Genomic DNA, 15,185 nt, shown 5'->3' with positions numbered 1-15,185 from the left:
TAGCATGCTTCACTCTCATTAAACATATCTTTTTTATCATTTTTAAAGTTCACAATAAACAATCCGTTATACTTAATAAAGTTATAACGGATTAATGTTGCAATAAAAGTTAATATTCTTATATATATTATTCATCATAGTTTTGTTCTAATTTACGAAGTTCATCGCGAGTTTGTTTTTTTAATCCTTCTCCATAATCCATCATTTTCACTATATCTTTGAATGCAGCATGTGGTATCGCTAATGCATCGAATTCTTCCGGTTGCACGTGTAAATTGATTTGTTCAGGGTGACCTTCTTTTAACTTACTAACAAAATCTGGCTCTGTCACAAATGGTGAGGACATACCTACCATATCTGCATTTTGTAACGCGTCTAAAGCTGTTTCAACGGAATTAATACCACCACTAGCAATCATAGGAATTCTACCATTTAAATGTTCATAGACAACTTGATTCACACGTCGTCCAAAGTTCTCGCCAGGTGTACGTGTCGTATTTTGATATATATGACGTCCCCAACTTGCGATAGCTAAATATTGTATATCAGCAACTTCCATTACCCAGTCTAGATGTTGGTTAAATTCATCTACCGTGTAGCCTAAGTCACTACCACGTGTTTCTTCAGGAGTAGCCCGATAACCTAATATAAAACCTTCAGGCGCTTCTTCATCTATCACTTGTTGCACAGCTGACATCACTTCTAAACAAAATCGTGTACGGTTTTCCAATGAATCTACACCATATTTATCATGACGTTGATTGGAAAAGGTAGAAAGGAATGTTTGTAGTAACAATCGTTGTGCTATAGAAATTTCAACACCATCAAAGCCCGCTTGAATTGCTCTTGAAGTCGCATCTGCATATTGTTGAATGACCTCTTGAATTTTTTCTTGTGACATTTCTAATACTTCATGTTTGATGGGTGAATGTAATGTCATAGGACTTGGACCATATACTTGTCCGTAATTAAGAATAGCTTGATTCGAAAAACGTCCTGCATGAGCTAATTGTATAATTGCTTTGTTGCCTTCTTTTTTCATTGCTTGAGCAACTTTTTTCAAACCTGGAATACATGCATCATCCTGAATGTTAAATCCATATTCAAATAGTTGACCATAAGGTTCGATGTACGCAGCACCCGTCACTTGTAATGCTGCCGAATGTGCACGTCTTTCAGCATATCGTAAGTCTTCATCGGTGATATGTCCTTCTTTCGTTGATGAATTAGTTGTCATCGGTGATAAAACAAATCGATTGTTAAGTTGTAAACCATTAGGTAATTGAATAGGTTGTAACAATGCTGAGTAATCTTCCATGTCGTATCCTCTTCTTTCGTTCACATTTATTAAACTCAACGTATCACTAACATGCCCAATAATCAATTTAAGAAATTGTGTCACCCATTAATATGATTTTTATATTTTAACTATGGCGCTTTTAGTACGAATATACTTTAACAATTATTTTTTATTTTTTAATCCAAAAATTTAACAAATTAGGGCAATGACAGTTACAATAAGGATGGGTATATAAAACGGAAGTAAGATGGAGATGAGTCTTTGGTGGAACTAAGTATTCTTGATTATGCAATGATTGATGAAGGAAAAAATGCACAACAAGCTTTAGATGATACAGTCCGATTAGCTAAACTGGCTGATAAATTAAATTACAAACGTTTTTGGATTACAGAACATCACAATGTGCCTGCCTTTGCATGTAGTAGTCCAGAACTATTAATCATGCAATTGTTAGGACAAACATCACATATTAAGTTAGGGTCTGGTGGCGTAATGCTTCCACACTATAGTCCTTATAAAGTGGCCGAAAACTTTCGTATGTTAGAAAATTTTTATCCTAATCGTGTCGACTTAGGTATTGGTAATAATGTGGGGACGCCTATAGTCAAACGTGCTATGGATGAAGATAAAGCTGATTATCTAGATTATCAACAAAGCATTATCGATATCAGACAATATATAACGGATCAAACAGCGGAACAACGTTTTCCATCTATTATTGGACAACCACAAATTTCACATCATTCAGATATGTGGTTACTAGCTATGAGTCAACGTTCAGCTAAGATGGCAGCAGAACAAGGTATGGGCTTTGTCTTAGGTACATTTTTATTACCTAACGAAACTGCTATTCAATCAAGTAAGTTAAGTATTCAAACGTACCATGATCACTTTCAAACAACATCATTACAAATGGAACCAAGAGTCATCATCACTGTTTTCACTATCGTTACTGATACAGAAGAACAAGCTTACAACTTACAACAAGCTTTAGATGTCTGGTTATTAGGAAAGGAAAACTTTTCAGAGTTCGACAAATTCCCTTCTCCTGAAACAGCAGCAGCATATCAATTATCCGACCGTGACCGAACACGAATACAAGATACACATGCTTCGATATTAGCTGGTACAATTGATACTGTTAAACCAAAACTAGATAAAATGGTTGAAGATTTTAATGCAGATGAAGTGTTAATTGTTCCACTTTTACCAGGTATTGATAATCGTTGCCGTACTATCGAATTACTAGCACAAGCATATTTATAAATATTGAAAGGAAGATGCAAAATGGCTAAATTAGCAAATTATATCAAAGTTGAAAAAGAAGGAAATCAATACGTGTACTATATGACTCCAGAATTACAAGATGACGTAGGTACTGTTGGTTATGTAGAATTCATGTCTCCAGATAAAGTCGAGAAAAATGATGAAATTGTAAGTATTGAAGCTTCTAAAACAGTATTAGATGTTCAATCACCTCTTGCAGGAACAATTGTTGAGCGTAACACTAAAGCAGAAGATGAACCTGCTATCTTAAATTCTGAAAAACCTGAAGACAATTGGTTAGTTAAATTAGAAGATGTTGACGAAGACGCATTCAATGCATTACCAGAGGCATAAATGATACAGACACAACAAGAGCGACTACATTATCTCATTCAATATCTGTGGCAAGAAGCACATGGTGATAAGTCTTTAAACATACCTTCTAATGAACAAGACCAATGGGAATTATTTAGAGGATTAGTAAATGTACGATCACCTAAACCAATTGACGATGAATTCCTTAAGATACAAGACGCGTATTTAAGCACTTTAAACAATGAAAATCCGGTTAACATCGATGAGTTATCACCTATTTTAGGAAACAATATTTATTTATGGCAAGGTGACATTACTCGTCTTAAGGTAGATGGTATTGTGAATGCTGCAAACAGTCGTTTATTAGGCTGTATGCAAGCAAATCATAACTGTATAGACAATATCATTCACACTAAAGCAGGTGTTCAACTTCGTTTAGCATGTCATGATATTATCGAAGAACAAGGTCGTAAGGAAGGCATGGGCAAAGCCAAAATAACGTCTGCTTATAATCTTCCATCACAGTATGTGTTGCATACAGTTGGGCCTCAAGTTCGTAAATTGCCTGTTTCTCAAATGAATAAAGATTTGCTGGCTAATAGTTATCTTAATTGTTTAAAATTAGCTGACCAATACGACATGAAACATATCGCTTTCTGTTGTATATCTACCGGTGTTTTTGGTTTTCCTCAACAGGAAGCGTGTAATATTGCTATTGAAACAGTTTTAGATTATTTAAAAGAATCTCAGTCATCGTTAAAAGTTGTATTCAACGTCTTTACTAATGAAGACCACGCATTATATAAGGAGGCGCTTAGTCATTATGAATCAAACTAATTGGAAAGCGCTCCAACTTGCTCAAAGCGAAGCATCACAATCAAGCATTTTAGCACAAGCCATCGATGAAGCCGATGCAGTGGTTATCGGTATCGGTGCGGGTATGTCCGCATCAGATGGTTTTACATATGTTGGAGAACGTTTCACGTCTAATTTTCCTGATTTTATCGAAAAATATAACTTCTTCGATATGCTTCAAGCCAGTTTATATCCATATGGTAGTTGGCAAGAATATTGGGCGTTTGAAAGTCGCTTTGTCAAACTCAATTATTTAGATCAACCAGTCGGCGCTTCTTATGTAGCACTTAAAAATATATTAAAAGATAAAGACTACCACATCATTACAACAAACGCCGATAATACTTTTCTCGTAGCTAATTATGATTTAAATAAAGTATTTCATATTCAAGGTGAATATATTTTATGGCAATGTAGTCAACACTGCCATGCACAGACTTATCGTGATGTTGATGCCATTCGTGAAATGGTAGCCAAACAAGAAGATATGAAAATTCCTTGGGAACTTATTCCTCATTGTCCTAAATGTGATGCCCCTATGGAAATTAATAAACGTAAAGCAGAAGTTGGCATGGTAGAAGATGCAGATTTCCATGCACAACTAGACCGTTATAATGCTTTCCTTGAAGCACATCAAACGGGTAAAGTATTGTATTTAGAAATTGGTATCAGCTATACGACACCTCAATTTGTGAAACATCCATTCCAACGCATGACACGTCAAAACCCAGACGCTATTTTTATGAATTTAAATAAAAAGGCTTATCGCATTCCAAATACAATTAAAGATAAAACAATTCATTTAACTGAAGATATTTCGACATTAATTACAGATGCACAACAAAAATTAACAACTTAGGAGCTAAAAATATGTATTTAATTGAACCTATTCGAAACGGCGAATACATTGCTGATGGCGCCGTAAATCTTGCGATGCAAGTATATGTAAACCAAAACATTTTCTTAGATGAAGACATTCTATTACCTTATTATTGCAAACCTAAAATAGAGATTGGACGTTTTCAAAATACTGCTGTTGAGTTAAACCAAGACTATGTTGATGATAATAATATTAAAGTCGTACGTAGAGATACTGGTGGTGGCGCTGTTTACGTAGATGAAGGCGCAGTGAATGTATGTTGTATTTTAGAACAAGACACATCTATCTATGGAGACTTTCAAAGATTTTACCGTCCAGCGATTGAAGCATTACATAATTTAGGTGCTACTGATGTTATTCAAAGTGGACGTAATGATTTAGCACTCAATGGTAAAAAAGTTTCTGGTGCGGCAATGACTGTTATTAACAAACGTATTTATGGTGGCTATTCATTACTATTAGATGTTGATTATGAAGCAATGGTTAAATCACTTAACCCTAATCGCAAAAAGATTGAATCAAAAGGTATTCAATCCGTACGCGCTCGTGTAGGTAACATAAGGGACTCACTTTCACCAGAATATCAAAATATCACGATTCAAGACTTTAAAGATCTTATTATTACGCAATTAATGGGTATAGATGATATCAAAGATGCTAAACGTTATGAATTAACAGATGAAGATTGGGCTGGTATTGATCAATTAGTAGCTGAAAAATATGATAATTGGGAATGGAACTATGGTCGTTCTCCACGTTATGAATATAATCGTAACGACCGCTTCGCATGTGGCACGATTGATATTTCTCTATCAATTGCCGGAAATCGTATAGAAGGATGCAGTATCTTTGGTGATTTCTTCGGTCAAGGTGATATTAAGGATGTAGAAGACCAATTGATTAGTACTCGCATGGTCAAAAGTGATTTACTCGATTGTCTTAACAATATTGATTTAAACTTCTATTTCGGTAAAGTAACCGCAGAAGAATTAGTCACATTAATATTGAGTTAGAATAAAAAATTTCGAATATATATCAAAAAATAAAAGCCAGTCAATGAATTTTTTTAATTCATTGACTGGCTTATTTATAATACTTCGTATTATTGGCTCCCATTCCCAGGGTACAGTTTCAGCCAGAAATACTGAACGGATAAATCCGTAAGTATTTCTAAGGTCTTCAACTAGTACTGTTCCCTCGGGAGTCTCGCCATAATACTACGTGTCAGCATGTGAATTAATATGAAAATCACTTTTTTCATTTTTTAAAAGTTGACTACTAAATTAGTTTCTTAAGATTGTTGTTCTAATTTTTTGTCTGACTTACTTTTAATAAATATAGCAACTGTTGCTAATACAATAATGAAAATGACTGATCCAATGATACCTGTGAATTTCACAATATTACCAAATATAATTCCTACTGCTAAGAAATCTGTGTCAGAGAATGTAGTTGACGCAAGACCTAAATCTCCTAAGAAAGGCAAGAATAATAATGGTAAAAATGTAATCAATAAACCATTCAATGCTGATCCTGCAATAGCACCTTTAATTCCACCTCGAGCATTACCAAACACTGCTGATGCAGCTCCTAGGAAGAAGTGTGCTACTACTCCAGGTAAAATAACTACGCCACCAAATAAGAATAATATGAACATCCCTATTACACCTGTGATAAAACTTACAAAGAACCCAATTAGCACAGCATTTTGTGCATAAGGGAATACTATCGGGCAGTCTAAAGCAGGTTTAGAATTAGGTACAATTTTCTCAGATATACCTTTAAATGCCGGCACAATTTCTGCCAATATCAATCTAACACCAGTTAAAATGATAAATACACCTGCAGCAAATGTAACACCTTGAATTACTGAAAATACAATAAAGTTTTGCCCATCGCTAATTTTATCTACATACCCTACTCCGGCAAACAACGAAGCTATAAAGTATAATAAAGCCATGGTAATTGAAATACTAATTGTACTTTCTCTTAAAAAACTTAATCCCTTAGGAAATTTAATATCTTCAGTTGATTTAGATTTACCTTTAAATAACTTACCAACTTCGCCTGCAGCCCAATAACTAACAGTACCAAAATGTCCCAATGCAACTTGGTCATTTCCAGTGATCTTCCGCATTGTTGGTTGAGCTAGTGCCGGTAAAATAGCCATAATCAAACCTAAAATAATTGAACCTATAATCACAGTTAACGATCCTTTAACATGACCGACTGTTAATAATATCGCTAAAAAAGCAGCCATATAAAATGTATGGTGTCCTGTTAAAAATATATATTTAAGATTTGTAACACGTGCTATCAAAATATTTAAAATCATACCAAACACCATAATAAGTGCTGCAGTAGTACCATAATCTTTTAGTGCTAATGAAATAATAGCTTCATTGTTAGGTACGATTCCTTGCACGCCAAATGCATGTTGGAAAATTTTGCCAAAAGGTTCAAGTGATTTTGAAACGACTTCCGCGCCAGCACTTAGAATTAGAAATCCTAACATGGTTTTAATTGTACCTGAAGTTATGGCTGATGCTGATTTCTTTTGAACTAATAACCCTATAAAAGCTATAAGTGCTACTAATATAGCTGGTTGACTTAAAATGTCTACTATAAAATCAAGAATTGATTTCATATGCCAAACCTCCTTTTAAATAATATTTAATTCTTTTAACTTACTTTCAAGTTTTTGCTGTAGTTCTTCTTTATCTAAAATGTTATCTAATACTAAAACATCTCCGAGACGTTCTGCATTTTCTTCTAAATCTCGACCACAGATAAATAAATCTGCCATTTCAGGACTAGCTGTCATAATATCGCTATGCTCTACTTCAACATCAGAAGGTGCATTTAAGTTTTTCAAAGCTTCCTGAGCATTCATTTCAACCATAAAACTACTTCCTAATCCATGTCCGCAAACTACTAAAATTTTCATCTTAATCATTCTCCTTTAAAATTTTTATAATTTCTTCTTTATTTTCTGCATTAGTTAAACGTGTAACTCTCTCAGAATCTCCTAAAATTCCTGCTAAACTTTGTAATATATTCAAATGTGATGTATTATCGATTGCACTCAATACGAAAACTAGTGATGCATAATGACTATTCTCTGAAAAATTAATATGTTGATTGAGCTTCAGAAGACTTAATCCTACTTCGTTAACATTATGATCTGGTCTTGCGTGTGCAATAGCTATCTCCGGTGCTATAACAATATATGGGCCAAATTCATGAACACTTTCAATCATTGAAGTAATATAATCATGATTAATAATATTGTTATCTAATAATGGCTCTGAAGCTATTTCTATCGCTTCAATCCAATTTGATACTTGATTTTTTATAATAATTTTATCTTCTGTCAAAATATCTAATGCCACTCATTACACCCTTTCTACTGAGATTTCTTTAATATATTGATTTATCTTTTTAATGTTTCCTTCCAAAAATGCTTTCTTTTTAACTTCATCAGTTAAAAGCTGACTCAATTGTCCAAGTGCTTTTAAGTGAATATGAGGTTTTTCTGTTGCTAAAACAATAATTACCTTAACTGGATCATATGTTTGATGGCCAAAAGAAATTCCATTTTCAATATAAGCTAACGCAAATCCAGCACCACTTCGAACATATGTCGTATCAGAATGAAGTAAAGCTATGTGTGGACTAATAATCATATATGGACCAAACGATTCCATTTGTTTTATGATTTCGTCTGCATATCTATAATCAATGATGTCATCATGAAACAACAATTCTGAAACTTGATGTATAGCCTTTTCTTTATTAACAATTTGATTTAATTTAATAATTCTATGTTCAGGTAAAAGTTTTCTAAGATTTTCACCCATATGTTCAATATTAACCACTTTAGATTCTCTGAAATGATTTACTATTTGATTTAATTTATCTCTAGAATTTCTATTTAAAAAGGCATCTACCGTTACAACTGGGAGCTGATTAAACTCACAGTCTACTGTTGATATAATGTAATCCACACCTTTACTTAACAATGCTTTTTCATCAATTTGATAAATTGAATATGCATCAATCACTTCAAATTCAGGATAGATATTGCCTAATTTACTTTTTAATAATTGAGATGTTCCTATCCCCGAACCACATAACAATACCACTTTGATATAACTGTGCTTTTGTGTAGAAACACGTTCGATACTAGAAACAAAATGAACAGTAAGATAAGCAATTTCATCTTCAGTAAATGTTATTTCATAAGTTTTTTCGATTAATTCGATGTTTCTACTTAAGATGTCGTAAACATTTCTATATTGATTTTGTATATCATCTTTTAAAGGATTCTTTTCAACTAAATTAAACTTTAATCTGTGAATTGCTGGTTGTAAGTGTACTATTAATCCTTTTAATAATTTTTTGTCTTCCCGCAAATCAATGCCCATTTCAACACTAACTTGTTTAATAAGCTCGTTTATCATATGTTCTAATTCACTAGTATTTATGTAATTTTCTTTGATATTAGAAATTTTGGAACTTAATAAATGTAACGTTATGAAAATGGCTTCTGATTTAGGGAATTGAATATCAAATTCTTTTTCTAAATTCTTTTTCAATTTTTCAGAAATACGATATTGAACTGTGTCACATACTTTTTCATATTCACTGTTTGGTACATCAATTGAGTAATTCAACTTCAATCTATGTATAGCAATAATAATATGATATACCAAGCCATCAACAGCCGATTGTACAAGCTGATAATCCTCTTCTATTAAAGTATCAATAACTGTTTTTCTGACACTCGCTAATTCTGCTTCAGAAAATAAATGATCTTGGAAATATGGCACAGTCATTTTGAAATAATTTTTTACTGTATTGGCATAGGCTTGTCGAAATGCTTCTTCTTCACCAATAATGATGAATCCCTTATTTTGTATATATTTCATTTCTAATTGATAAGTCGCTAACCATTGTTGTACTGATTTAAGATCATTAACAATAGTTCGTCTTGATACTTTCATTAGTTCTGCTAAATGATTAGATGACATAGGTTGTGTCGACTCAAAAAGTGTAATTAAAATATTTATTTTACGTTCATTTTTAGTAAGATGAACTGTATTAGCGATAGCTTCGAATTCACTATTTAAACTATTTTGATTCAATGACTTCGCCTTTACACCTAATGATTTATGTCTAATCAACATGAATTGCTTATTGTCTTGAACACTTTCAATATGTTGTAAATCATATTGTATTGAACGTTGTGAGATATCAAACATATCTGCTAACCTAGCGATGGATACAAACGTTTCTGCTTTCAGTAAGAAATACAAAATCTTTGTTTGTCGATTACTTAACAATATCTAATCCTCCTAATTTCATTGTAAGCGATTTCTTAATCTAATAGATGTGCAATTCTTTTCATATTTAAATCCGAAATTATGCATATCAATGTGCCGATTTAATTTTATACAAATTTTGTTTAGCTTAAAATATAGCTAACTCATGTTATGATTTATTAAAATAACTACGTCGATTGGATGGGATATTTTTATGAAAATATTGGTCACTGGATTTGATCCGTTTGAGGGTAATGAAATGAATCCTTCTTGGGAGGCTGTCAAACAATTACCTTCTCAAATCGGGGAGCATGACATCACTAAAATAGAGATTCCTACTGTATTTCATAAAGCTATTGAGGTCATTGAGCAAAAATTAAACTCAGAGCACTATGATGCTGTCGTTGCTATTGGGCAAGCTGGAGGACGCGCAGAAATCACACCTGAACGTATTGGAATTAATATTGATGATGCGCGAATTGCAGATAACGATGGGAACCAACCTATAGATATACCTATACGAAAAAATGGAGCTGCCGCTTACTTCTCAAATTTACCTGTTAAGCGTATGACAGAAAGTATAAAAAATAATGGAGTTCCCGCTAAACTTTCGAATACTGCAGGAACATTTGTATGTAATCATATCTTGTATCAATTAGGATATTTAAATGCGACACAATACCCTAATTTATTATTTGGATTTATCCATGTCCCTTATTTACCTGAGCAGGTTACTGACAAACCTGGCACACCTTCCATGTCTTTAAATACAATTGTTCAAGGATTAACCGCTGCTATTAAAACTATCGACCATTTACCTGATTTAAAAGCAGCTTTAGGCGAAACACATTAGTTTCATATATAAGAAAAAACCGGAAATGAAAAGCACATTCATTTCCGGTTTTGCTATTTTATATTGTAGGTGGTCCTAACAATGACCATGCTTTTTGATGTCTAACATGATTATCAGCAAAAATATGAAGCATAGCAATACATAATAAAGTATGTTCTTGGAAAAATGAATCTTTTCCCGCTCGAACTTCTGCATAGTCTCCTACTTGCTTCCAACTTGCAATATCTGTATCTAATTTCGCATCTTTAATATATGCATTTTGATTTTCATCGGCATAAATATTCAATATCCTATCATTGAGTTTAATAATGCCATACGTATCTTTACTTCCACTACTCTTTTTATCAAACAATACTTTTTGTTGCGTATTATCGTGATAGTAATCCAATGTAAAATGCTTACTATCTAGCATGGATTTAGCATTTGCTTTAATTATCACATTACCCTCATGATTACGAACTTCATATTTTCTAAAACGTAACGACAACGTTAAAATACTGATTAACCTTTGTATTGGGTTATTATAAACTTTTCGAATATAAGCTATGTCTTGATTAGTTTCATCATATACAACAGATGCTTTGGTTGAAAAAGGATTCCTTTTTTTATACTTATACATCAAGTTACCACCTTATAATTCTATTTTAGCTACTTTTCTTAATATCATCTTACTATAAATATCCTACAACTGTACAAGCTTCTAATGCATACAACTTATTAATTACGGGTAAACATTACTAGAATGATAAGTATAATTTTTATACAAAGGAGAATAACTAATATGACTAACACAGTATATGATGTAATAGATACAGGTGTTCATTATTTATTAAATATGTACGAAGATTGGAAAATTGAAGACGTATTAGATAAAGATAGCGACGTATTCCCTAATAATTTACATTGGCAAATGGGTCATGTATTAACTGTTTTCGAAAATGCTTTATCTAAAGGTGACCAAAATGTCGTAGATTTAGATCTTTATATAAAACTATTTGCGCCAGGTTCTAAACCTGCAGATTGGTCTAACATTGACGGTGACGTTCCTAATATAGAAAGTATCTTAAATGATATTAAAACTATTCCTGAACGTGCAAGAAAATTAACAGATGAACAATTAGCTATAGAGCTAGATCAACCGATTGCTGGTTTCTCAACTGTTGAAGGTTTATTAATGTTAAATGCCATCCATATTCCGCTTCATGCTGGTAAAATGGAAGAAATGGCACGTGTATTAAAAAACAACTAAATTAGACTAAATTTAAGCTGATTTCACAACGGTGTGAAATCAGTTTTTAACGTTTTAGACATATATGCTATATCTCTTACCGATTAAATTTAAAATCCCTCTGTACATTAATTTCAATTAGGATTATTCTGATGTTGTACATATGAATTCTCTACAGAAAGAAGGACACTTATTGTGGAAAACTCAATAAAATATAAAAAATTCATTTTACCAATTGTTGTTGGTTTACTGATTTGGGCTTTAACCCCTCTTAAGCCTGACTCATTAGATACACAAGCTTGGTATATGTTTGCGATATTTGTCGCTACGATTATCGCATGTATCACTCAACCTATGCCAATTGGTGCAGTATCAATCATTGGTTTTACATTAACTGTATTAGTTGGCGTAGTCGATATTAAGACGGCTGTGCAAGGCTTTGGGAATACGAGTATATGGCTGATTGCGATGGCTTTCTTCATTTCTAGAGGTTTTGTCAAAACTGGATTAGGTCGTCGAATTGCACTACAATTCGTAAAATTATTTGGTAAAAAGACGCTTGGTCTAGCATATTCACTTGTAGGTGTTGATTTAATATTAGCTCCGGCAACTCCAAGTAATACTGCTCGTGCTGGTGGCATCATGTTCCCTATTATTAAATCCCTTTCAGAATCATTTGGCTCAACACCAAAAGATGGCACAGAAAGAAAAATGGGTGCTTTCCTGATTTTCACTGAATTTCAAGGAAATCTGATTACTGCTGCAATGTTCTTAACTGCAATGGCTGGGAACCCTCTTGCACAAAACTTAGCTGAAAAAACTGCTCATATACATATAACATGGATGAACTGGTTTTTAGCAGCACTTGTTCCTGGATTAGTTTCACTCATTGTAGTGCCATTTATTATTTATAAAATGTACCCACCTACAGTCAAAGAAACACCAAATGCTAAAAATTGGGCAGAAAATGAACTAGCAAAAATGGGTTCAGTTTCTCTTGCTGAAAAATTCATGGCAGCTATCTTTGTCATTGCATTAGTGTTATGGATGATAGGAAGTTTTATTAATTTAGATGCTACATTAACAGCATTTATTGCTTTAGGCTTACTTTTACTTACAGGTGTCTTAACTTGGAAAGATGTATTAAATGAAACAGGCGCATGGAATACATTGGTTTGGTTCTCAGTACTTGTATTAATGGCTGATCAATTAAATCAACTTGGATTCATCCCTTGGTTAAGTAAAGTAATAGCTCAAAGTTTACATGGTTTAAGTTGGCCAATTGTTATTGTGTTATTAATACTGTTCTTCTTCTACTCACATTATTTATTCGCAAGTTCAACTGCACATGTGAGTGCAATGTATGCAGCATTATTAGGTGTTGCCGTAGCAGCCGGAGCGCCACCATTATTCAGTGCATTGATCCTTGGTTTCTTCGGTAACTTAATGGCTTCAACAACACATTACAGTAGTGGTCCTGCACCAATTCTTTTCGGTTCTGGTTACATTACACAAAAACGTTGGTGGACAATGAACATCGTATTAGGCTTTGTTTACTTCATTATATGGATTGGTTTAGGTTCATTATGGATGAAAGTTTTAGGTATATTTTAATCCTTTGAAATAAAGAAAAGTCATCACCTTACTCACTCGAAATAGTGTTAAGGTGATGACTTTTTTATTAAGTAATTGGTCTTCTTTTCATTTTTAAATATTGAGAGATACTATATAAAATAATACCTATCCATATAAAGACAAATGTAATGAGTTGATGAACATCAAATGGTTCATTAAACAAGAATATGCCTAGAACAAACATAATCGTTGGTCCAACATATTGTATAAATCCTGTTAAAGATAATGGGATACGTTTAGCTCCCGCAGAAAATAAAATTAAAGGGATTGCTGTAATGGCACCTGAAAACAGTAACCAGAATGAAGACATATTCATACCAAACGTTAATTGATGTTGTTGCCATAAATAACCTACATAAATTAGTCCTGCAGGTGCAGTAACAATACACTCTACCGCAATACTACTAATCGCATCGATATGAACAACCTTTTTAAGTAGTCCATAAATACCAAATGAGAATGCTAACATGAGTGAAACAACTGGAAATTCTCCAACTTTCAATGTCATATAAAGTACGCCGATAAATGCGAATAAAATGGCTAGCCATTCAAATTTATTGAATCTCTCTTTTAAGAAAATCAATGCTAATAAAATACTCACTAACGGATTAATGTAATAGCCTAAACTAGACTGTAATACGTGGCCGTTTGTAACTGCCCATATAAATGTACCCCAGTTAACTGTAATAACATAGCCAGCAACAATAATTGCTAAAAGTTGTATCGGATGTGATACTAACTGATTCACATCTCTCATAAAGGACTGTCTTTGATGCTTTCCTACAATCAAAATTAAAACCATGAATATTGCAGAAAAGATAATTCTAAAAGCTAAAATTTCAAACGCACCGATTTGATCAATCAATTCCCAATAAATCGGTAAAATTCCCCATAATACATATGCGCCTAACGCGAAAAATATACCTTTTTTATATTCGTTACTCATCAAAGTCCTCCCTTCACTCTTTTAAATAGTAATAATATCAGTCTACTAATAATCACCTAGAAAAAACAATAGTTTGTTTATATTAAAAAGCAGCGTGTATGAATATCATACACGCTACTCAAATATCATATTAAATTTACCCTGTACTTTAAATTTAACCAAAGAATAAATCAACGATATCCATTTTATTATTTTTAGTGTCTTTATAAAATTCAGTGTAACCACAGTTTTTACAAGTAATCGTTTTAAAATTATTATGCTGTAAATCAAATACTTTAGATAGACCTGAGCCTGTCGCAGAGAGTGTCCCTTCTTCTACTTCAGTATGACCACATTTAACACAACCATTTTGTTCAGCCATTTCTCATCTCTCCTTTATTTAAAATGTTTATCAATATTACAATACCTAACTCAATAGTTAGCTAAACGTATAGTCATAGATATCATTTAATATGCACGATATTTAAAAAATTAATAAATTATATGTATTTTCTCCATAACAGTTTTGTTATACGAATTAATTTTTCTTTTCGGTTATCAAGAATCAGAGTATGATTAATTAGCATATTTATTGGAAAGAGGG

16 protein-coding genes are annotated in these 15,185 nt (G+C 32.9%); 8 read left to right on the top strand and 8 right to left on the bottom strand.

Going from position 1 to position 15,185, the window contains the following annotated elements; genetic code table 11:
- Positions 1-127: 127 nt before the first annotated feature.
- Positions 128-1,318 (bottom strand): NADH-dependent flavin oxidoreductase, encoded by a 1,191-nt coding sequence (locus NSQ15_RS00895; RefSeq protein WP_046467195.1) that lies wholly within the window; start codon positions 1,316-1,318, stop codon positions 128-130.
- Between the two features lie 243 nt (positions 1,319-1,561).
- On the opposite strand from NSQ15_RS00895, the gene NSQ15_RS00890 reads away from it, so the two are divergent.
- The 5 genes from NSQ15_RS00890 to NSQ15_RS00870 are packed head-to-tail and all read left to right on the top strand — an operon-like array spanning position 1,562 to position 5,629.
- A complete protein-coding gene (locus tag NSQ15_RS00890) occupies positions 1,562-2,566 on the top strand; it encodes an LLM class flavin-dependent oxidoreductase (RefSeq protein ID WP_340746873.1) in 1,005 nt (334 codons plus the stop codon).
- A 21-nt stretch (positions 2,567-2,587) separates the two neighbouring features.
- Entirely contained in the window at positions 2,588-2,920 is a 333-nt protein-coding gene (locus NSQ15_RS00885; protein WP_029056213.1) for a glycine cleavage system protein H, read from the top strand.
- Positions 2,921-3,718: a protein-ADP-ribose hydrolase gene (locus NSQ15_RS00880; RefSeq protein WP_070452905.1), complete on the top strand. Its 798-nt coding sequence runs from the start codon at positions 2,921-2,923 to the stop codon at positions 3,716-3,718.
- Positions 3,705-4,595: an SIR2 family NAD-dependent protein deacylase gene (locus NSQ15_RS00875; protein ID WP_340746872.1), complete on the top strand. Its 891-nt coding sequence runs from the start codon at positions 3,705-3,707 to the stop codon at positions 4,593-4,595. Before NSQ15_RS00880 ends, NSQ15_RS00875 begins: the two co-directional genes overlap by 14 nt.
- A gap of 11 nt (positions 4,596-4,606) precedes the next feature.
- Positions 4,607-5,629: a lipoate--protein ligase gene (locus tag NSQ15_RS00870; RefSeq protein ID WP_340746871.1), complete on the top strand. Its 1,023-nt coding sequence runs from the start codon at positions 4,607-4,609 to the stop codon at positions 5,627-5,629.
- Positions 5,630-5,907: 278 nt separating this feature from the next.
- On the opposite strand, the gene NSQ15_RS00865 is transcribed toward NSQ15_RS00870, so the two are convergent.
- The 4 genes from NSQ15_RS00865 to NSQ15_RS00850 are packed head-to-tail and all read right to left on the bottom strand — an operon-like array spanning position 5,908 to position 9,961.
- A complete protein-coding gene (locus NSQ15_RS00865) occupies positions 5,908-7,263 on the bottom strand; it encodes a PTS ascorbate transporter subunit IIC (RefSeq protein WP_070452899.1) in 1,356 nt (451 codons plus the stop codon).
- Between the two features lie 15 nt (positions 7,264-7,278).
- Entirely contained in the window at positions 7,279-7,563 is a 285-nt protein-coding gene (locus NSQ15_RS00860) for a PTS sugar transporter subunit IIB (RefSeq protein ID WP_017637296.1), read from the bottom strand.
- 1 nt (position 7,564) lies between these two features.
- Positions 7,565-8,008 carry a PTS sugar transporter subunit IIA gene (locus tag NSQ15_RS00855; RefSeq protein WP_017637297.1) on the bottom strand — a complete coding sequence of 148 codons (444 nt, stop codon included), beginning with the start codon at positions 8,006-8,008 and terminating at the stop codon, positions 7,565-7,567.
- Positions 8,009-8,011: 3 nt separating this feature from the next.
- On the bottom strand, positions 8,012-9,961 hold the full coding sequence (locus NSQ15_RS00850) for a BglG family transcription antiterminator (RefSeq protein WP_070452897.1): 1,950 nt from the start codon (positions 9,959-9,961) through the stop codon (positions 8,012-8,014).
- Positions 9,962-10,154: 193 nt separating this feature from the next.
- Between NSQ15_RS00850 and pcp the strand changes: the two genes are divergently transcribed.
- The gene (gene pcp / locus NSQ15_RS00845) at positions 10,155-10,793 is read left to right on the top strand and encodes a pyroglutamyl-peptidase I (protein WP_124760318.1); all 639 of its coding nucleotides are present in this window, start codon (positions 10,155-10,157) and stop codon (positions 10,791-10,793) included.
- 58 nt (positions 10,794-10,851) lie between these two features.
- On the opposite strand, the gene NSQ15_RS00840 is transcribed toward pcp, so the two are convergent.
- The gene (locus tag NSQ15_RS00840; RefSeq protein ID WP_070452891.1) at positions 10,852-11,412 is read right to left on the bottom strand and encodes a tubby C-terminal domain-like protein; all 561 of its coding nucleotides are present in this window, start codon (positions 11,410-11,412) and stop codon (positions 10,852-10,854) included.
- A gap of 162 nt (positions 11,413-11,574) precedes the next feature.
- On the opposite strand from NSQ15_RS00840, the gene NSQ15_RS00835 reads away from it, so the two are divergent.
- Positions 11,575-12,042 (top strand): bacillithiol transferase BstA, encoded by a 468-nt coding sequence (locus NSQ15_RS00835; protein WP_070452888.1) that lies wholly within the window; start codon positions 11,575-11,577, stop codon positions 12,040-12,042.
- A gap of 174 nt (positions 12,043-12,216) precedes the next feature.
- A complete protein-coding gene (locus tag NSQ15_RS00830; protein WP_070452885.1) occupies positions 12,217-13,635 on the top strand; it encodes an anion permease in 1,419 nt (472 codons plus the stop codon).
- Positions 13,636-13,702: 67 nt separating this feature from the next.
- Here the strand turns inward: NSQ15_RS00830 and rarD are convergent, their stop codons facing one another.
- A complete protein-coding gene (gene rarD, locus NSQ15_RS00825; RefSeq protein ID WP_070452882.1) occupies positions 13,703-14,602 on the bottom strand; it encodes an EamA family transporter RarD in 900 nt (299 codons plus the stop codon).
- Between the two features lie 154 nt (positions 14,603-14,756).
- Entirely contained in the window at positions 14,757-14,963 is a 207-nt protein-coding gene (locus NSQ15_RS00820) for a zinc ribbon domain-containing protein (RefSeq protein WP_017637304.1), read from the bottom strand.
- Between the last annotated feature and the right edge of the window lie 222 nt (positions 14,964-15,185).

The organism is Staphylococcus sp. FSL W8-0774 (genome assembly GCF_038006785.1).
Taxonomy (GTDB): Bacteria; Bacillota; Bacilli; order Staphylococcales; family Staphylococcaceae; genus Staphylococcus; species Staphylococcus pasteuri.
Note: the sequence above shows the minus strand (reverse complement) of the source record. Positions and strands in the feature narration are given on the sequence as shown.